Below are 19,030 nucleotides of genomic sequence, written 5' to 3'. Positions count from 1 at the left end.
TTTAGGGGCGTAGTTCAATTGGTAGAGCACCGGTCTCCAAAACCGGGTGTTGGGAGTTCGAGTCTCTCCGCCCCTGCCAGTTACCAATTAAGTAATAATAAAAGAAGTATCTATTGATAACCCGATTAGCTTAATCGGGTTTTTCTTTATCCGTACAATTGTAAATATAGAGTTATTTTCTTAACCCCCTTCAGTTAATCTTTAATTCACTTTTTTCCCCCACATACTATATTAACTTTCACTAATTTCAAAAAATCACTTTGCTAAAGAAGTAATATATTGTTGTATTATTGTTTTATAAAAATAAATGCCGATGAGTTCTTCGTGATTGATATACTTATTGATATATAAAAGAAAATATTAGTTAAGACTATTTAATAGCGGCATATAATTTACTTATTCATTTTTTTTATTATATTAAGTTGCGTTAGCGTCATTAAACATGAGGTTATTAAATTCTATTTATAAATCAGACTATTAATTCAATAATAGGACCTTCATGTCAGAGGTTGATGCTTAGGTTAATATTCGTAAGCTAAGTATGAAAAGATGTTTATAGGAATTAAAGAATAAAGCTCAGAGCATACAAAGTGGCTATGTAAATATTATCTCGCCTTTTGCTAAAACTCAGACAAAAATTAGCTTTTAATAATATTCGTTCAATTATAGGTGAGGGTTATGAGTCTTTCACTAGTATAAAGATATGCCAAACCACCCGTTATGAGGGTGGCTATGATTATTCACTTAAAGGCGCATTTTTTATTGGCGTCTTAATCAATTGATTGATAAGAGCTTGTTGATCATTTTTTTGGAGCCAGACAGCATACAAGGGTTTGCTTATTGAGGTTTCTGAGAGCGTTTTTAAGCCTGGGTATTGATATGCCCAATGTGCAGGCAAAAATGCCGCTGAAAGCGATACAGGAAGTAATTGACGGGTAATATGGGCTGAGGTAGTGATCATTACGGGTGTATCATCTTGAGTTAGTGCTGGTTCATTTTTTGGATGAAAATCAGCCCCCCATTCAAGCTTTATAAAATTATATTTTGTGAGTGCAATATTTTTTTGGGAAGCCATAAGTTGTAAGTCAATAGTACCGATGATTGTGCTTTCAAACTCATCCATTTTGGGTGGCTCAGTTGCAATTAATAAATCTAATTCTCTAGAATGTAATTGCTTAACGAGGGACTGACGCGTTGAAACTCTAGCTTCGAGTCGTAGTTCATCATGTTGATTATAAAGTTCTTCTGCCCAGTCAGTTAGATAGCCTTCCCAAAGTGAAGCGGTTGCACCAATAGAAAGTTCTGTGTGTTGTGAGGCATGAGATATCTCTTTTTTAGCTTGCAACCAGGTATTCATTAGTGATTCAGCATATGGAACAAGCCTTTCACCGGCAGCGGTTAACCGGATATTATTTCTATGTCTCGTAAATAGGCTTGTACCTAGTTGTGTTTCTAATTGCCTAATACGGAAGCTAACCGCTGATTGCGTTAAATAGAGTGATTCTGCGGCTCTACCAAAGTGCCTAGTTTTACTAACCTCTAAAAAAGTTCTCAATAACTCGCTGTCCACACGCATCTCCAATTATTTTTGTCGTGATGATTTAAATGTTTTGTTTTACAGATTGTCAATGCTGTCTAATACTCCGCGCCATATAGAGTTTGACTGTAATAAGTTAGGAGTGTGTCAGATGGCAGATAGCTTCATCACGACTAATCGTTTTTTTGATAATAAACATTACCCACGTGGCTTTTCTCGTCATGGTGATTTCACCATCAAAGAAGCTCAGTTGCTAGAACGTCTCGGCCAAGCTTTTAATGAGCTTGATGCAGGTAAACGAGCACCGCAGACAGAAGAAGAAAAACTTTTCGTCGCTGTATGCCGTGGTGAACGTGAACCAGCTACCCCAGAAGAAAAAGTTTGGGTAAAATATTCTAGCCGTATTAACCGCCCTAAACGCTTCCATACTTTATCTGGCGGTAAACCGCAGATAGACCCATCGGAAGACTACACTGATACAGATGATTAATATCGTCGTCGTATGATAAGAGGGACTCCGGTCCCTTTATTTTTACGAGATAATAAGTACTTGTCTGTCCACCCTTCTCAGCTTACTTGTTTTTGCAAATGAAGCAATAACTTATCCATCGCTCGATACCCCAGCGCTTCTAATAAATCGGAACGCTCAATAGTTTCTGCGGCATTAAGGTCGGCTATTGTTCTAGCAACCCTTAAAATTCTATGCCAGGCTCGGATGGAAAGACCTAACTTATTTAATGCATGTTCTAAGAATAACGCATCTTTTGTTGTTAGTAGGCAAAATTGTGTGGTTTCTCTTGGCGTTAGTAAACTATTAATTTTTCCAGCTCGCCTAAGTTGTCTATTTCTAGCTTCGATGACTCTTTGTCTAACGTGTTCACTTGTTTCACCTTGATTTGTTTGATTACTCAATGAGCCGAGAGGCAACAATGGAATTTCTATTGAGAGGTCAAATCGATCAATAAAAGGCCCTGATATGCGTGAAAGGTAACGTAGGATACGAGAAGGGACTGAACGGCTCATTTCTCCTTGGTAGTGCCCTGTTGGACTAGGATTTAAGGCTGCGATCAGCTGGAAGCTTGCAGGATAGCAAACTTTTGCTTTTGCTCGAGAAATGCTAATTTTTCTAGATTCTAATGGTTCTCGTAAAGAATCAAGTACTGAACGGCTAAATTCTGGTAATTCATCTAAAAATAACACACCATGATGCGCAAGTGAAATTTCGCCAGGTTTGGGAAGCGAGCCTCCCCCAATTAAAGCCGCAATTGATGCGCTATGATGAGGCGCTCTAAAAGGCCTTATTGGCCAGTTCATATCTTCTTTTGTGTTTTCACTCAAACTATGCAATGAAGCCACTTCTAATGCTTCCTGAGGGGTTAAAGGGGGAAGTAAAGTCATTAGCCGGCTTGCTAACATCGTTTTTCCTGTTCCCGGAGGACCCAGTAAGAGTAAATTATGCCCACCAGCAGCACAAATTTCTAATGCCCGTTTCCCATGTTCTTGGCCGATAATATCGTTAATATCACTCTCTTGCTTGATTGAGATAGGCGGTTGATGAATTTGTTGATTACAAAGTAATGTATGTTTGTTATGTAAAAAATGACAAAGCTCTAATAAGGATGTCGCGAAATAAACGCTATTATTTGGGAGCAAACCTAATTGGTGTTGATTCTCCATGGATAGTATCAAAGAACGCTGTTGTTTTAATGCTGATTGAGCTGCAGGAATAGCGCTATTGACATAACGAACATCGCCAGACAAAGCGAGTTCGCCTAAAAATTCATACTGTCTTAATGGCTCGTGGGGGAGTTGGCCTGATGATGCGAGTATGGCTATCGCAATTGCGAGGTCATACCGACCGCTTTCTTTTGGTAAATCGGCTGGCGCTAAATTAACCGTCATTTTTTTAGCTGGATATTCAAATCCACTGTTTAGTAGAGCGCTTCGAACTCTATCTCTTGCTTCTTTTACTGCTGTTTCTGGTAGCCCAACAAGTGTTAAACCTGGAAGCCCATTACTAATATGTGCTTCAACAGTAACAAGAGGTGCTTCTAACCCAATTGATGCTCTAGTGTAAACAATCGCTAATGTCATAAGCCCTCCAATATCATTTACAGAGTAATATTCTGCTGAAAGTAAGTTTACTTATCTTGGGTAGATAATATGTTTGCGAAGCTGCTCGACAATTTAATTACTTAGTTACTGGACTGTTTCAATTTACTGCGAGCAGCTTCGAAGTCTTGTTATAATTGGGGTTGTGAGGATGTTATAAAGCATGGAGACTATTCTGAGCTTGGAAATCAGTAAGAAAAAATAATTAATTTCTCTGTGTGAGTTTTAATGGCGCTAGATGATTGTTATGGATGATATAGCTGATCATGCTGGGTATTTTGTTGAATATTACTGATGAATGGGTGTTTAAGTAGTTTATAATGCTAATTATCTCATAGGTATGTGATTTTTAAGTGATTTAATGTTTTGAAAATAAATAAATTAAATAAAAGTTGTCAAAACAATTTTAAAATGATAACTCTAAATAATAGATAATTAAGAATATTGAAAAAGTAAAATACATGAACGCATTTATCCAAGCAGTTAGCCTAATTATTATTAGCGTGGTGGTGATTATTATCCCACCGTGCGGGGCTGCACTTGGACGACGAAGGCTAAAATAACAGCCAGATCTTACGAGAACCCCGCACCGAAAGGCGCGGGGTTTTTTTTGACATAAATGTTGATTAATGCAAACACACAAAATAAAACATAACAAATACAAATAGATAAAGTAGATGGACAGGAGATAAAGCATGAACGGAGCACAATGGTTAGTTCAAGCATTGCGAGCACAGGGGGTTGATACCGTATTTGGTTATCCTGGTGGCGCAATAATGCCAGTTTATGATGCATTGTATGATGGTGGAGTTGAGCATTTGTTGTGTCGACATGAGCAAGGTGCTGTAATCGCTGCGATTGGCTATGCACGTTCAACAGGAAAAACAGGGGTATGTATCGCAACATCTGGCCCTGGTGCAACAAATGTTATCACGGGATTAGCTGACGCATTATTAGACTCCGTCCCTGTTGTCGCGATTACCGGGCAAGTCGCCTCTGAGTTTATCGGAACCGATGCCTTTCAGGAAATCGATGTCTTAGGGTTGTCTTTAGCTTGTACTAAACATAGCTTTTTAGTTGAAGATATCGAAGATTTACCTCGCATTCTTGCTGAGGCTTTCGCAATCGCAAATAGTGGGCGTCCTGGCCCTGTACTGATTGATATTCCGAAAGATATTCAGCTACAACAAGCTGAGCTGTCTCCGTTTTTAATGCCAGTAGAGCAGGAAGTTACCTCGCCTTTATCTGAAATTCAACAAGCTAGAATGTTATTAGAACAATCAGAAAAGCCTATGTTGTATGTTGGCGGTGGTGTTGGAATGTCTGGTGCGGTTACAGAATTGCGTGAATTTATTGAGTTTACAGGCATTCCTTCAGTTGCAACATTAAAAGGTCTTGGTGCTGTGAGTCCTTTAGATGAAAACTATTTAGGTATGTTAGGGATGCATGGCACTAAGGCAGCCAATATCTCAGTACAACGTTGTGACCTACTCATCGCTGTTGGTGCTCGTTTTGATGATAGGGTAACAGGTAAGTTAAATACTTTTGCACCGAACGCCAAAGTGATTCATATCGATATAGATCACGTAGAACTGGATAAATTGCGTCAAACTCATGTTGCGCTGCATGGTGATGCAAAGGTATTACTGCCTGAATTAATGCTTAAAAAATCAATTGCGCTTTGGCAGCAGGAAGTTCAGCAACTTAAAAAAGAATTCGGTTGGCGTTATGACCATCCTGGTGAGCCTATTTATGCGCCATTATTACTGAAACAGCTGTCGGATAAAATGAAGCCAAATACGGTTGTTACCACTGATGTAGGGCAACACCAAATGTGGTCAGCGCAACATATCACCGTTGATGCGCCTGAAAACTTCTTAACTTCAAGCGGGCTTGGAACCATGGGGTTTGGTATCCCTGCGGCAATTGGTGCACAGGTTGCTAGGCCTGAAGATACCGTTGTCTGTGTCTCTGGGGATGGCTCATTTATGATGAATGTCCAAGAGCTGGGAACCATCAAACGTAAGCAACTTCCTGTAAAAATCCTTTTGATCGATAACCAACGATTAGGCATGGTCCGTCAGTGGCAAGAACTGTTTTTTGAACAGCGCTATAGCGAAACAATTTTAACAGATAACCCTGATTTTGTGGCATTAGCCAGTGCGTTTGGTATCAAAGGCCAACGGATCACGGACAAGTCGGAAGTTAACTCTGCATTAGATGAATTACTTAATAGCGAAGGTGCCTATTTATTACAGGTATCAATTAATGAATTAGAAAATGTCTGGCCGTTGGTTCCACCTGGGGCTAGTAATGAAAAAATGATGGAGAAACCATTATGATGCAACATCAAATCTCGATATTGGCCCGTTTCCGTCCTGAGGTTTTAGAGCGTATATTAAGGGTCACTCGCCATCGTGGATTTCGTATTAATGCCATGAATATGGGGCAATCGACAGACGGCGACAATGTTAATATTGAACTTACTGTAAGTAGTCAAAGGCCATTAATCCAGCTTTGTGCACAGTTAACCAAGCTTTCAGACATTACAGAAGTTGAAGTACGACAACAAGAATCACGACTATTACGCACACAAAGTGCAATGTAAGGAATATACAAATGACTAAGAAAGCTGACTTTATTTGGTTTAACGGTGAAATGACGCCATGGGCTGATGCAAAGGTTCATGTTATGTCTCATGCTCTGCACTATGGTACATCAGTGTTTGAAGGCGTCCGTTGTTATGACTCACACAAAGGTCCCGTGGTCTTCCGCCACCGTGAGCATATGCAACGTTTGCATGATTCAGCGAAAATTTACCGTATGCCTGTCAGCTACAGTGTGGAAGAGTTAATGGAAGCATGTCGTGCAACTCTGCGTAAAAATAACTTAGTCAGTGCATATATTCGCCCATTAGTATTTATTGGTGATGTTGGTATGGGTGTTAACCCACCAGACGGTTATAACACCGATGTGATTTTAGCTGCGTTCCCATGGGGTGCTTATTTAGGTGAAGAAGCGTTAGACCAAGGCATTGATGCGATGGTGTCTTCTTGGAATCGTGTTGCACCAAACACCATTCCTACAGGGGCAAAAGCAGGTGGTAACTACCTGTCTTCATTACTGGTTGGTAGTGAAGCGCGTCGCCATGGTTACCAAGAAGGGATTGCACTAGATGTTCATGGGTATCTTTCAGAAGGCGCAGGGGAAAATATTTTTGAGGTGAAAGATGGCATCCTGTATACGCCTCCTTTCACATCATCTGCATTACCAGGTATTACACGCGATGCAATTTTAACCTTAGCAAAAGATATGGGTATTGAAGTTCGTGAGCAAACACTATCACGCGAATCTCTCTATCTTGCTGATGAAGTCTTTATGACAGGCACAGCTGCCGAAATTACGCCAGTACGTAGCGTTGATGGTATCCAAGTCGGCATTGGTCGTTGTGGCCCAGTAACCAAGAAAATTCAGCAAGCATTCTTTGGCTTATTTGATGGCACAACAGAAGATAAATGGGGCTGGTTAGATCCAGTAAACCCTTAATAATTAAATTGAAATAGATGTTACAGGCGGACGTTCCCCGCCTGTTTTAAACACGGGAGTTAAAGATATGCCTAAGTACCGTTCAGCAACAACAACTCATGGTCGTAATATGGCTGGGGCTCGTGCATTATGGCGTGCAACAGGCATGACCGATGCTGATTTTGGAAAGCCCATTATTGCTGTTGTTAACTCATTCACACAGTTTGTTCCTGGTCACGTACATCTACGTGATTTAGGCAAATTAGTTGCAGAGCAAATTGAAAATGCAGGTGGTGTTGCGAAAGAGTTTAATACAATCGCAGTTGACGATGGGATTGCCATGGGACATGGCGGAATGCTGTATTCCTTACCTTCTCGTGAATTAATTGCAGACTCGGTTGAATATATGGTGAATGCACACTGTGCGGATGCCATGGTATGTATTTCAAACTGCGATAAGATCACCCCAGGCATGTTGATGGCGTCATTGCGCCTCAATATTCCAGTTATTTTTGTTTCGGGTGGCCCGATGGAAGCGGGTAAAACCAAGCTTTCAGACCAAATTATCAAGCTCGATTTGGTTGATGCCATGATCCAAGGAGCGAACCCAAATGTGAGCGATGCAGATAGCGAGCAAATAGAACGTTCAGCATGCCCAACGTGTGGTTCTTGCTCAGGAATGTTTACTGCAAACTCAATGAACTGCTTAACTGAGGCGCTTGGGTTATCTCAGCCAGGAAATGGCTCATTGTTGGCGACTCACGCAGATCGCGAAACGTTATTTATTAATGCAGGTAAGCGCATTGTTGAATTAACCAAACGCTATTACGAACAAGATGATGACAGTGCGTTACCACGTAATATTGCTAATAAATCCGCATTTGAAAATGCGATGACGTTGGATATTGCCATGGGTGGTTCAACTAACACCGTCCTGCACTTACTGGCAGCCGCTCAGGAAGCAGAGATCGATTTCACCATGGATGATATCGACCGCTTATCACGTAAAGTTCCACACCTCTGTAAGGTTGCACCGAGTACGCAAAAATACCATATGGAAGATGTTCACCGTGCTGGTGGTGTTATCGGTATTTTAGGTGAGCTGAGCCGTGCAGGTTTGCTGCAAGAAAATGTGACTAATATTTTAGGCCTTAGCTTCCAAGAAACACTAGCGCAATATGATGTGATGTTAACAAAGGACGAGTCTGTCAAATCGATGTTTTCCGCAGGCCCTGCCGGGATCCGCACGACAAAAGCTTTTTCGCAGAATTGCCGTTGGCCGTCATTGGATACTGACCGTGAAAATGGGTGTATCCGTAGTATTGAGCATGCGTATAGTTTGGATGGGGGCCTTGCTGTCCTGTCTGGAAATATTGCAGAGGATGGCTGTATTGTTAAAACAGCAGGGGTTGATGAAGGTAGCTTAACATTCCGTGGCCCAGCCAAAGTGTTTGAAAGCCAAGATGATGCCGTTGAGTCGATCCTCGGTGGAAAAGTTGTTGAAGGTGATGTGGTTGTTATTCGCTATGAAGGGCCTAAAGGTGGCCCAGGCATGCAAGAAATGCTGTATCCAACCTCATATCTGAAATCAATGGGGTTAGGCAAAAGCTGTGCATTGATAACGGATGGCCGCTTTTCAGGTGGTAGCTCTGGGCTTTCTATCGGCCATATTTCGCCAGAAGCCGCGAGTGGTGGCTTATTAGCATTAGTTCAAGATGGCGATATTATTGATATTGATATTCCAAAAAGAACGATTGCGCTGGATGTTAGTGAAAGCGAATTGAATCAACGTCGTGAAGCTGAATTGGCTCGAGGTGATAAAGCTTATACTCCGCGTAATCGTCAGCGTGAGGTTTCTTTTGCTCTGCGTGCTTACGCTTCTTTGGCGACGAGCGCAGACAAAGGTGCTGTTCGTGACAAGTCGAAATTAGGGGGCTAATTGTGGCGGCAGCAAAACCATTACCGGTTGCCCCAACCGGAGCAGATTACTTAAAAGCGGCGCTGAGTGCGCCGGTTTATGAAGCTGCACAAGTAACGCCTCTTCAACAGATGGATAAAATATCTTCACGCTTGGGCAATACCATTTTAGTCAAGCGCGAAGATAGGCAGCCAGTACATAGCTTTAAGCTCCGTGGTGCTTACGCCATGATTGCGAGTTTAACTGAAGAGCAAAAAAGCAAAGGTGTGGTGACCGCTTCTGCTGGGAATCACGCTCAAGGCGTTGCGTTATCGGCAAATCGTGTGGGTGTGAAAGCAAAAATCGTCATGCCAGTTGCGACAGCGGATATCAAAGTGGATGCCGTACGTAGTTTCGGTGGCGAAGCTATTTTACATGGTGCCAATTTTGATGAAGCGAAAGCGAAAGCCATTGCAATGGCAGAAGAGGATGGTTACACTTTCGTTCCACCTTTTGACCACCCTTCAGTCATTGCAGGCCAAGCCACGATAGCACTTGAACTATTGCAACAAGATGTTCATTTAGACCGAATTTTTATCCCAGTAGGTGGCGGTGGGTTAATTGCGGGCGTCGCTGTGATTATCAAGCAATTAATGCCTGAAATTAAAATCATTGGTGTAGAGTCGGAAGACGCTGCTTGTTTAAAAGCGGCATTAGAGGCGGGACACCCTGTTGATTTACCGCGTGTTGGCTTATTTGCAGAAGGTGTAGCAGTAAAACGCATCGGAGACGAAACCTTCAGGTTGTGCCAGCAATATGTTGATGATGTTATTACTGTTGATAGCGATTCCATTTGTGCAGCACTGAAAGATATTTTTGAAGATGTTCGCGCGATAGCAGAACCTTCAGGCGCTTTGGCACTGGCCGGATTGAAAAAATATGTACAGCAGCACAACATCAAAGGCGAACGTTTAGCACATATTTTGTCCGGTGCGAATATGAATTTCCACGGGCTGCGTTATGTTTCTGAGCGCTGTGAAATTGGTGAACAACGAGAAGCCTTGCTGGCAGTGACCATTCCTGAGCAAAAAGGGAGTTTTTTACGCTTTTGCCAGTTATTAGGTCATCGAGCAATTACGGAGTTTAACTATCGATATACGGATGCCGATCCTGATCGTGCTTGTATTTTTGTTGGGGTGCGTTTAAGTGGCCGTGATGGCGAGCGCTCGGAGATTATCCAAGAGCTCAAAAGTAACGGCTATGAAGTCGATGATTTATCTGATGATGAAATGGCCAAACTCCATGTGCGTTACATGATTGGTGGCCGCCCATCAAAGCCATTAGATGAAAGATTGTATAGCTTTGAATTTCCAGAGTCTCCAGGTGCATTACTGAGATTCTTAGAGACTCTTGGGACTCATTGGAATATTACGTTATTTCATTATCGCAGCCATGGTACGGATTATGGACGAGTGCTGGCGGCATTTGAACTGGCCGGGCCAGAAGTACGTTTTGATAGGCATCTTGATGCGCTAGGTTATGAATATCATGATGAAACAGGAAACCCGTCTTTCCGTTTTTTCTTAGCGCCACAAGATAACCAAAGAACCTTAGACTGAGTTGTCCGGGAGTAACTCCCAGAACGCTTTAATTAATGGTTCACTCAGGCGTTTGCTTAATAGGCAAACGCCGAGTTCAAAAGGTTCAACCATTGAAATATTATCGAGCTGTGAAATACGGCTACGTACGGGCTCTGGGCTGTTATCAACGACCACGCTGGGGATCAAGGCAATGCCACATCCCAAAGCCACCATTGACACAATAGCCTCATGGCCCGATACCGTCGCATAAATGACGGGGTTATTGATATTATGGCGACGGAACCAAAGTTCGATACGTTTACGTGATGGGCCATGCTCAGGCAGGATGAAGGGGACGGTAGACCAATCAGGTTCAGCCTCTGTTACCATACTTCGTACTGCACAGGGTAGTGATGGAGCAATCAAAACGAGAGGGATTTCGCCGATTTTTGCAAAACGGACGTTATCAGGTAAGCGCTCGGGTTTGCCTGCGATACCAAGGTCAGCCTCATGAGTTTCCACTTTTTCAACGGCATCAGCTGCGTCCCCTGTCGTGAGCTTAATTTCAACTAATGGGTGCAGCGCACGGAATTTATCTAACACTTCGGGTAAATGACTATAGGCTGCCGTAACAGAACAGAAAAGGTGCAGTTCTCCACTGAGCGATGGGCTTTGCTGGTTGAGAGCATGTTGCAGTTGTTGATATTGCAATAATGTTTGTTGGGCAAATTGCTTAAGATGCTCCCCTGCTTGGGTCAATTTGACTGAGCGGTTATCGCGCACAAATAGTGGGTGACCCAGCTGTTCTTCGAGGCGTTGTATTTGTCTAGACAATGTGGAAGGGCTGACATGCATCGCTTTAGATGTGCGCCCGAAGTGGCAACTTTGTGCTAAATGCAAAAAAAGCTTGAGATCGCGAATGTCCATTTTGCCCTCTAATAACATAATTAATGACGTTGCAGATATTGCAACATTGTATTGTTAATATATCAATTTAAGCAATGCGAAACATCGCATATAGTAAATCCATAAACGCTCAAAAATGAGCGACAGGCAGACTGCCGGACATAACGAACACAACAGAACAATGGAGTATGACAATGGCGAATTATTTTAACACATTGAATTTACGTGAGCAGTTAGCTCAATTAGGTAAGTGCCGTTTTATGCAGCGCGAAGAATTTGCGGATGAAGCGGGCTTTCTGAAAGGTAAAAAAATCGTCATCGTCGGTTGTGGAGCACAAGGTCTGAACCAAGGCCTGAATATGCGTGACTCAGGTTTAGATATTGCTTATGCATTACGTGATGAAGCAATTGCAGAGAAACGTGCTTCATGGCGCAAAGCGACAGAAAATGGTTTCAAAGTTGGGACTTATAAAGAATTGATCCCTACTGCTGATTTGGTTGTTAACTTAACGCCAGACAAACAGCATTCAGCCGTTGTTCGTGCTGTTCAGCCTATGATGAAACAAGGCGCAGCACTGGGTTATTCACATGGCTTCAACATTGTTGAAGTTGGCGAAGAAATCCGTAAAGACATTACTGTTGTGATGGTTGCTCCAAAATGTCCAGGTACTGAAGTACGTGAAGAATACAAGCGTGGTTTTGGTGTTCCAACGCTGATTGCAGTACACCCAGAAAATGACCCGAAAGGTGAGGGTATGGCGATTGCTAAAGCGTGGGCGGCAGCGACTGGCGGTCACCGTGCAGGTGTTCTGGAATCCTCATTTGTTGCAGAAGTTAAGTCTGACCTGATGGGTGAGCAAACGATTCTGTGTGGTATGTTGCAAGCGGGTGCATTACTGAGCTACGACAAAATGGTCGCAGACGGTGTTGAGCCAGGCTACGCAGGTAAATTAATTCAGTTTGGTTGGGAAACTATCACTGAAGCGCTGAAACAAGGCGGTATCACGCTGATGATGGATCGCTTATCTAACCCTGCGAAAGTGCGTGCTTATGCGTTATCTGAGCAACTGAAAACTATCATGGCGCCATTGTTCCACAAACATATGGATGACATCATTTCAGGCGAATTTTCTGCAACAATGATGGCAGACTGGGCAAATGATGATAAAAACTTGCTGACATGGCGTGAAGAGACAGGCAAAACAGCATTTGAAAATTACCCTGAATATAACGGGAAAATTGCGGAACAAGAGTACTTCGACCACGGTGTTCTGTTAGTTGCTATGGTTAAAGCAGGCGTTGAGTTAGCGTTCGATACGATGTTAGAAGCGGGTATCTTAGAAGAATCGGCTTACTATGAGTCACTGCATGAGTTACCACTGATTGCGAACACTATTGCTCGTAAACGTTTATATGAAATGAACGTGGTTATCTCTGATACTGCAGAATATGGTAACTATCTGTTTTCATTCGCAGTTGTACCAATGCTGAAGGATTTCATGACGAAATTACAAGCAGGGGATTTAGCGAAACCAGTTGCAGATAATGGTACTGATAACGCGCAGTTACGTGATATCAACGAAGCTATCCGTAATCATCCGATTGAGAAGATCGGTAAGACTTTACGGGGTTATATGACGGATATGAAGAAGATTGCGGTCGGCTAATTTTTCGTCACTCTTCGCGTGATAGGTGCGTTGGCTACACTCTGTTACCTTCCTCTAACGCGAATAGTTTAGAAAAATGGATTGATGGTATAAAAGAAAAAGAACAAAACCACATCTTTCTGATGAATGATGTGGTTTTTTGTTTTTTATAAATAGAGAAGATCGTTGCTCAAGAGTTGGCTCGGTTTCTGCTACAATCTGTAGCGAATTCCTTTTTGAATAACTGAGTGATGTAGAGAAGCCATGCGATTAAACCCAAGCCAACAGCAGGCAGTTGAATTTGTCGATGGCCCGTGCCTTGTATTGGCGGGAGCGGGGTCAGGCAAAACACGTGTTATTACCAATAAAATTGCGCATTTAATTCGCCAATGTGGTTATCAGCCTAGGCAAATTGCAGCGGTGACTTTCACCAATAAAGCAGCGCGGGAAATGAAAGAACGCGTGGCACAAACCTTGGGTAAGAAAGAAGCGCGTGGTTTGATCATATCCACCTTCCATACATTAGGGTTGGAAATTATTAAGCGTGAATATAAAGCGCTGGGTATTAAAGCCAACTTTTCGCTATTTGACGACCAAGACCAGATGGCATTGTTGAAAGAGCTCACTTTTGACTTGCTAGAAGAAGATAAAGACTTACTCAAGGAATTGATCTCAGCGATCTCAAATTGGAAAAATGATCTTATCTCGCCACAACAGGTTATAGGCCAAGCACGGAGTGAAAAAGAGCATCACTTTGCCGAGTGTTATCGTCGCTATGAACTTCATCTGAAAAGTTGCAATGTGTTGGATTTTGATGATTTAATCAGCAAACCTACCATGTTGTTATATCAGAATGAAGAAGTTCGCGAGCGCTGGCAGCAAAAAATTCGTTACTTGCTGGTGGATGAGTACCAAGATACCAATACGAGTCAGTATCAGTTGGTTAAATTGCTTGTGGGGCAGCGGGCAAGGTTTACGGTTGTGGGTGATGACGACCAGTCAATCTATTCATGGCGTGGAGCAAGGCCGCAAAATTTAGTTTTATTGAATCAGGACTTCCCTAAGTTAAATGTTATTAAGCTTGAGCAAAATTACCGTTCATCCGAACGAATTTTAAAGGCTGCGAATATTTTAATTGCCAATAACCCTCATGTATTTGAAAAAAAACTATTTTCAGAGCTGGGGTATGGTGCGCCAATTCGGGTTCTTACCGCAAATAATGAAGATCACGAAGCCGAAAGAGTGATTGGGGAGCTTATTGCACACCACTTTATTAATAAGACGGAATATAAAGATTACGCCATTTTGTATCGCGGTAACCATCAATCGCGTATTTTTGAAAAAATGTTGATGCAAAACCGCATTCCGTATCGTATTTCGGGGGGGACTTCGTTTTTCTCTCGCCCTGAAATCAAAGACTTATTAGCTTATTTGCGAGTATTGACGAACCCTGAAGATGACAGTGCTTTTTTACGTATCGTCAATACTCCACGTCGAGAGATTGGCCCCAAAACTATCCAAAAATTGGGGGAATGGGCAAACCAGCGGGGCAAAAGCTTGTATCAAGCCAGTTTTGATCTAGGGCTTGAACAAAGCTTAAAAGGCAAAGGATTAGAAGCATTACAGCGTTTCACTCATTGGATGGACAGTATTGTTCGAACGTCGGAACGTGAACCTTTAATTGCGGTGCGTGATTTGCTGCGCGAAATGGATTATGAAAGCTGGTTATATGAAACGTCGACCAGTACTAAAGCGGCTGAAATGCGAATGAAAAACGTCAACCAATTGTTCACATGGATGAGTGAAATGGTGGAAGGTGATGAGCTCAATGACCCAATGACATTGAGCCAAGTGGTTACCCGCTTTACGCTGCGCGATATGATGGAGCGTGGTGAGGATGATGAAGAATCAGACCAAGTTCAACTCATGACGTTGCATGCCTCTAAAGGTCTTGAATTCCCTTATGTTTTTTTGGTTGGTATGGAAGAGGGGCTATTGCCACACCAAAGTAGTATTGATGAAAACAATATTGATGAAGAACGCCGTTTAGCCTATGTGGGAATTACGCGGGCACAAAGAGAGCTGTTTTTTTCTCATTGCCGTGAGCGCCGCCAATATGGTGAATTAATCCGCCCTGAATTAAGCCGTTTTCTTCTTGAATTACCTCAAGATGATTTGCAATGGGAGCAGGAGCGTAAAGTGGTTAGTGCGCAGGAGCGTATGCAGAAAGGGCAATCAGCATTAGCTGATATTAAAGCCCGTTTAGGGTTAAATAAAAAAAGCGAGTAACGGTAACTAATTGAATTTCCACACTAGAGTCGGCCTAGTGTGGAAAATATTATCAATTTGAACTATTACGTTCTTCCAACTCTAAAACCCAATTTACATAGCCCTGCCATTGGACTTCTTGCTGTAAATTTTCAGCTCGTAGAGGGTGAGAAGATAACCAACGATAGGGCAATGTAATGGTTAATATTTGTGCATTCACATTAAGCCTAAGAGCAGGCAAGGTATCATCCCGTCTACGGCTCGCAAAAATAATGGCGAGACGAAGTAAACGACATAAATCATATGCATGCTGCATGGGTAACGCATTTTGTTGGCTTAATGGCGTTAAATCAACAGGGCCTTGCTGGTTTATCAATAATGCAGCAAGTAACCGTTTTTGAGCTGGAGTGAAGCCAGGTAAATCAAGGTGTGTTATGAGGTAGCTAGCGTGCTCGGGGCCTTTACGGAAATCAACACTCAAGCCGATTTCATGTAAGGCGCATGCACTTGATAGTAAATCACGACAGCGAGTATCTAAGCCCCAATCTTTCGCGACTTGCAAGTAAAAATATTCTGCAAGTTGACGAACTCGGCCAGCTTGTTCGATATCGACTTGGAAGCGCCGTTGAATATTGCGAACGGTACGAGCGCGAATATCCTGCTCAATAGGAAGCTGTAGCATACCATAGACAAGACCTTCACGAAGTGCGCCGCCAGCCAGTGTCATGTTATCAATGTTTAATGCTTCAAAGATAGCAATCAAAATAGACAAGCCGCTTGGAAAAACCAGAGCGCGTTCGAAGGTTAAGCCGTCAATTTCAAGCTCTTCAAGTTTTTGGCATTGAATGGCTTTGCGCTTAAGCTGTTGTAATTTAGAAAGAGTGATCAGTTCATCCATGCCTTGGGCAATCATGATTTCCTGAATGGCTTGTACAGTACCGGATGCACCAACACATATCTTCCACCCATGTGTCTTTAGTGCATCAGCAATAGGGGCGATGACATTATGGGCAGCGGCTTGAGCCGCTGCGAAGTTTTCTTCGGTTAAACTTCTATCGCCAAAGTAGCGCTCAAGCCAAGTTACACACCCCATTTCAAGGCTGTAGAGTTGCTCTGCTTTTGCGCCTGTACCCGTAACTAGCTCAGTGCTTCCCCCTCCAATATCAACCACTAAGCGTTGATCTGGCCCGCCAGTTGTATGTGCAACACCTTGATAAATCAAACGAGCTTCTTCTTCCCCTTGAATGACTTTAACAGGGTTTCCTAAAATTTGGCTGGCTTTTTCGATGAAAATATCGGCATTTTTAGCTAGACGCAAAGTCGCTGTTGCGACAACACGAATTTGTGTATTCGGAATATCTTGTAAGTGTTCCGAAAACAGGCGCAAGCATTGCCAGCCTCGCTCCATTGCTTGCTCAGAAAGCAGGTTGTTGTTATCTAACCCTGCTGCAAGACGAACTTTGCGTTTAACCCTAGAGATGACCTGAATGCTGCCAGCAGTCTCACGTACAACGAGCATATGAAAACTGTTTGAGCCTAAATCGATGGCGGCATAAAGAGAAGAAGATTTCAGCATATCGTTTTTACTCAGCCTGGACGTTTATGGTTGTTACGTGGGCCATTGTGGCGACGCTGCGAATTCGAATTACGGCGAGGGCCTCCAGGACGTGGGCGATGACGGCGTTTTGGCGCAGGTAAATCGCTCAATAATGCATCACTGTTATATTTACTCACAGGGATTGAGTGTTGGATATATTCTTCAATAGCTGGCAGGTTAAGTGCATATTCTTCACAGGCTAAGCTAATTGAGTTTCCGCTTTCGCCAGCACGGCCAGTACGGCCAATACGGTGTACATAATCTTCACAGTCATCAGGTAAGTCGTAGTTAAAGACATGAGTTACTGATGGAATATGTAAACCACGTGCAGCAACATCAGTTGCCACTAAAATATCTAAATGGCCTTGTGTGAATTGCTCTAATATACGCAGTCGTTTTTTCTGTGCGACATCGCCAGTTAGCAAGCCTACACGATGACCATCGGCAGCTAAATGCGCCCAAATATCATCACAACGGTGTTTGGTATTGGCGAAAATAATACAACGCTCTGGCCACTCTTCTTCAAGTAGCGTTTGGAGCAAGCGCATTTTCTCTTCATTAGAAGGGTAAAATAACTCTTCTTTAATACGATGACCTGTTTTTTGTAAAGGTTCGACCTCAACATATTCAGGGTTATTCATTTGTTCGAAAGCTAATTCTCTTACTCGGTAAGATAAAGTTGCAGAAAACAGCAAGTTAAGCCTGTCTGCGGCACCTGGCATGCGACGGAAAATCCAGCGGATATCTTTAATGAAACCAAGGTCATACATACGGTCGGCTTCATCGAGGACCACAACTTGAATCGCACTTAAGTCGACATGGCCTTGTTTTGCGTAGTCGATTAAACGGCCAGTTGTACCAATAAGGATATCAACACCGTTTTGTAAAACCTTCAGTTGCTCATCATAGCCGTCACCACCGTATGCTAAGCCCATTTTCAGGCCAGTGTACTCAGCGAGCTCTTTAGCATCTGAATAGATTTGTACAGCGAGTTCGCGTGTCGGCGCCATAATGAGAGCACGAGGCTGATTCGCTTTTTTACCCTCAATCGCAGGGTGAGTTAATAAATAATGGAATGTAGACGTTAAAAAAGCTAACGTTTTCCCTGTACCGGTTTGCGCTTGACCCGCCACGTCTTTGCCTTCGACAGTAAAAGGCAAGGTGGACGCCTGGATAGGCGTGCAAAAATTGAAGCCTTTTTTATTTAGAGCTTCAATGACTTTAGGGTGCAATGCGAAGTCGGAAAACTTCTTTTCTGTCAAGTGTGCTTTACTCATAGTATGTTAGAATATCAGTTAACGGTTGGTTTACGAAAGTGTATCTTTTGAAATAAAGCATACTGCTGCCAATAATGTTACACTAAGTCTGCAAAAGATGACCCCTTGGAGTACAACATGAGCGATAAAATTATACATATAACTGATGCAAGTTTTGCAACTGAAGTTTTGAACGCAAGTTCACCTGTTCTCGTCGATTTTTGGGCAGCATGGTGTGGTCCTTGTAAAATGATCGCGCCTATTCTTGATGAAGTTGCTGAAGAATATACAGGCAAACTGACTATCACAAAACTGAATATTGATGAAAACCCAGGTACTGCTCCAAAATATGGAATTCGTGGTATCCCGACCTTGCTTTTATTCAAAAATGGTGAAGTCGCAGCAACGAAAGTCGGTGCATTATCAAAAACGCAACTGAAAGAATTTTTAGACGAAAATCTGTAAGTTATCGTTATATGTAAGCTAAAACGTTTAGCGGTATATCTATTTTATCTAGAGAGCCGCTAGACGTCTTCACTTAAGCATGATAAGTTATCTTTATTCCTCGTATAGCACCCATATGAATTACCTTGTATTCCATTGCTCTTATCTTACATATCTAGCTTGTTAGTTCAGTATTGTGATGTCTTTTTTGATCAAAAAACTGATGACATAATGATTTTAAATATGAAATTGAAAGTTTAGA

The 19,030-nt window shown here is 42.5% G+C and carries 15 protein-coding genes and 1 tRNA gene; 11 read left to right on the top strand and 5 right to left on the bottom strand.

Annotation, left to right across the window (positions count from 1 at the left end):
• The first annotated feature begins 3 nt into the window (after positions 1 to 3).
• Positions 4 to 79 (top strand) — tRNA-Trp (locus PR809_RS10755).
• A gap of 657 nt (positions 80 to 736) precedes the next feature.
• Here the strand turns inward: PR809_RS10755 and hdfR are convergent.
• On the bottom strand, positions 737 to 1,576 hold the full coding sequence (gene hdfR, locus PR809_RS10750; RefSeq protein WP_166263917.1) for an HTH-type transcriptional regulator HdfR: 840 nt from the start codon (positions 1,574 to 1,576) through the stop codon (positions 737 to 739).
• Positions 1,577 to 1,688: 112 nt separating this feature from the next.
• On the opposite strand from hdfR, the gene PR809_RS10745 reads away from it, so the two are divergent.
• Positions 1,689 to 2,027 carry a DUF413 domain-containing protein gene (locus PR809_RS10745; protein ID WP_102139853.1) on the top strand — a complete coding sequence of 113 codons (339 nt, stop codon included), beginning with the start codon at positions 1,689 to 1,691 and terminating at the stop codon, positions 2,025 to 2,027.
• A 77-nt stretch (positions 2,028 to 2,104) separates the two neighbouring features.
• Here the strand turns inward: PR809_RS10745 and PR809_RS10740 are convergent, their stop codons facing one another.
• Positions 2,105 to 3,631, bottom strand: coding sequence for a YifB family Mg chelatase-like AAA ATPase (locus tag PR809_RS10740; protein ID WP_102139854.1), 1,527 nt, complete (start codon positions 3,629 to 3,631; stop codon positions 2,105 to 2,107).
• A gap of 479 nt (positions 3,632 to 4,110) precedes the next feature.
• Between PR809_RS10740 and ilvL the strand changes: the two genes are divergently transcribed.
• The 6 genes from ilvL (at position 4,111) to ilvA (ending at position 10,690) form a co-directional block, all read left to right on the top strand.
• Positions 4,111 to 4,212: an ilv operon leader peptide gene (gene ilvL / locus PR809_RS10735; protein WP_071524553.1), complete on the top strand. Its 102-nt coding sequence runs from the start codon at positions 4,111 to 4,113 to the stop codon at positions 4,210 to 4,212.
• A gap of 132 nt (positions 4,213 to 4,344) precedes the next feature.
• Positions 4,345 to 5,991, top strand: coding sequence for an acetolactate synthase 2 catalytic subunit (ilvG, locus tag PR809_RS10730; RefSeq protein ID WP_102139855.1), 1,647 nt, complete (start codon positions 4,345 to 4,347; stop codon positions 5,989 to 5,991).
• Complete coding sequence (gene ilvM, locus PR809_RS10725) at positions 5,988 to 6,257, top strand: acetolactate synthase 2 small subunit (RefSeq protein WP_206276153.1); 270 nt, start codon at positions 5,988 to 5,990, stop codon at positions 6,255 to 6,257. Before ilvG ends, ilvM begins: the two co-directional genes overlap by 4 nt.
• A gap of 11 nt (positions 6,258 to 6,268) precedes the next feature.
• Positions 6,269 to 7,195, top strand: a complete 927-nt coding sequence (locus tag PR809_RS10720; RefSeq protein WP_102139857.1) for a branched-chain amino acid transaminase — start codon at positions 6,269 to 6,271, stop codon at positions 7,193 to 7,195.
• Between the two features lie 67 nt (positions 7,196 to 7,262).
• Positions 7,263 to 9,113 (top strand): dihydroxy-acid dehydratase, encoded by a 1,851-nt coding sequence (ilvD, locus tag PR809_RS10715; RefSeq protein WP_195697888.1) that lies wholly within the window; start codon positions 7,263 to 7,265, stop codon positions 9,111 to 9,113.
• A gap of 2 nt (positions 9,114 to 9,115) precedes the next feature.
• On the top strand, positions 9,116 to 10,690 hold the full coding sequence (ilvA, locus tag PR809_RS10710; RefSeq protein ID WP_102139859.1) for a threonine ammonia-lyase, biosynthetic: 1,575 nt from the start codon (positions 9,116 to 9,118) through the stop codon (positions 10,688 to 10,690).
• Here ilvA and ilvY read toward each other — a convergent pair.
• A complete protein-coding gene (gene ilvY, locus PR809_RS10705) occupies positions 10,682 to 11,578 on the bottom strand; it encodes an HTH-type transcriptional activator IlvY (RefSeq protein WP_102139860.1) in 897 nt (298 codons plus the stop codon). The genes ilvA and ilvY overlap by 9 nt on opposite strands.
• Positions 11,579 to 11,751: 173 nt before the next feature.
• On the opposite strand from ilvY, the gene ilvC reads away from it, so the two are divergent.
• Entirely contained in the window at positions 11,752 to 13,224 is a 1,473-nt protein-coding gene (gene ilvC, locus PR809_RS10700; RefSeq protein WP_206276152.1) for a ketol-acid reductoisomerase, read from the top strand.
• Between the two features lie 243 nt (positions 13,225 to 13,467).
• The gene (rep, locus tag PR809_RS10695) at positions 13,468 to 15,492 is read left to right on the top strand and encodes a DNA helicase Rep (RefSeq protein ID WP_102139862.1); all 2,025 of its coding nucleotides are present in this window, start codon (positions 13,468 to 13,470) and stop codon (positions 15,490 to 15,492) included.
• A gap of 52 nt (positions 15,493 to 15,544) precedes the next feature.
• Here rep and gppA read toward each other — a convergent pair whose 3' ends face one another.
• Together gppA and rhlB are read right to left on the bottom strand one after the other, a co-directional pair.
• Positions 15,545 to 17,047, bottom strand: a complete 1,503-nt coding sequence (gene gppA / locus PR809_RS10690; RefSeq protein ID WP_166263929.1) for a guanosine-5'-triphosphate,3'-diphosphate diphosphatase — start codon at positions 17,045 to 17,047, stop codon at positions 15,545 to 15,547.
• Positions 17,048 to 17,058: 11 nt separating this feature from the next.
• Entirely contained in the window at positions 17,059 to 18,345 is a 1,287-nt protein-coding gene (gene rhlB, locus PR809_RS10685) for an ATP-dependent RNA helicase RhlB (protein ID WP_166263931.1), read from the bottom strand.
• Positions 18,346 to 18,462: 117 nt separating this feature from the next.
• Between rhlB and trxA the strand changes: the two genes are divergently transcribed.
• Entirely contained in the window at positions 18,463 to 18,789 is a 327-nt protein-coding gene (gene trxA, locus PR809_RS10680) for a thioredoxin TrxA (protein ID WP_102139865.1), read from the top strand.
• The last annotated feature ends 241 nt before the right edge of the window (positions 18,790 to 19,030 follow it).

The sequence above is a fragment of the Providencia sp. PROV201 genome (assembly GCF_028479545.1).
Lineage (GTDB): Bacteria > Pseudomonadota > Gammaproteobacteria > Enterobacterales > Enterobacteriaceae > Providencia > Providencia huaxiensis.
The sequence above is the reverse complement of the archived record's forward strand: the minus strand, read 5'-3'. Positions and strand labels throughout refer to the sequence as shown.

Coding starts and splice junctions, on each gene's coding strand:
- rhlB (WP_166263931.1), bottom strand. CDS start 18,345: ATGAGTAAAGCACACTTGACAGAAAAGAAGTTTTCCGACTTCGCATTG.
- ilvM (WP_206276153.1), top strand. CDS start 5,988: ATGATGCAACATCAAATCTCGATATTGGCCCGTTTCCGTCCTGAGGTT.
- PR809_RS10740 (WP_102139854.1), bottom strand. CDS start 3,631: ATGACATTAGCGATTGTTTACACTAGAGCATCAATTGGGTTAGAAGCA.
- ilvG (WP_102139855.1), top strand. CDS start 4,345: ATGAACGGAGCACAATGGTTAGTTCAAGCATTGCGAGCACAGGGGGTT.
- PR809_RS10720 (WP_102139857.1), top strand. CDS start 6,269: ATGACTAAGAAAGCTGACTTTATTTGGTTTAACGGTGAAATGACGCCA.
- ilvL (WP_071524553.1), top strand. CDS start 4,111: ATGAACGCATTTATCCAAGCAGTTAGCCTAATTATTATTAGCGTGGTG.
- gppA (WP_166263929.1), bottom strand. CDS start 17,047: ATGCTGAAATCTTCTTCTCTTTATGCCGCCATCGATTTAGGCTCAAAC.
- PR809_RS10745 (WP_102139853.1), top strand. CDS start 1,689: ATGGCAGATAGCTTCATCACGACTAATCGTTTTTTTGATAATAAACAT.
- ilvC (WP_206276152.1), top strand. CDS start 11,752: ATGGCGAATTATTTTAACACATTGAATTTACGTGAGCAGTTAGCTCAA.
- ilvD (WP_195697888.1), top strand. CDS start 7,263: ATGCCTAAGTACCGTTCAGCAACAACAACTCATGGTCGTAATATGGCT.
- rep (WP_102139862.1), top strand. CDS start 13,468: ATGCGATTAAACCCAAGCCAACAGCAGGCAGTTGAATTTGTCGATGGC.
- ilvY (WP_102139860.1), bottom strand. CDS start 11,578: ATGGACATTCGCGATCTCAAGCTTTTTTTGCATTTAGCACAAAGTTGC.
- trxA (WP_102139865.1), top strand. CDS start 18,463: ATGAGCGATAAAATTATACATATAACTGATGCAAGTTTTGCAACTGAA.
- hdfR (WP_166263917.1), bottom strand. CDS start 1,576: ATGCGTGTGGACAGCGAGTTATTGAGAACTTTTTTAGAGGTTAGTAAA.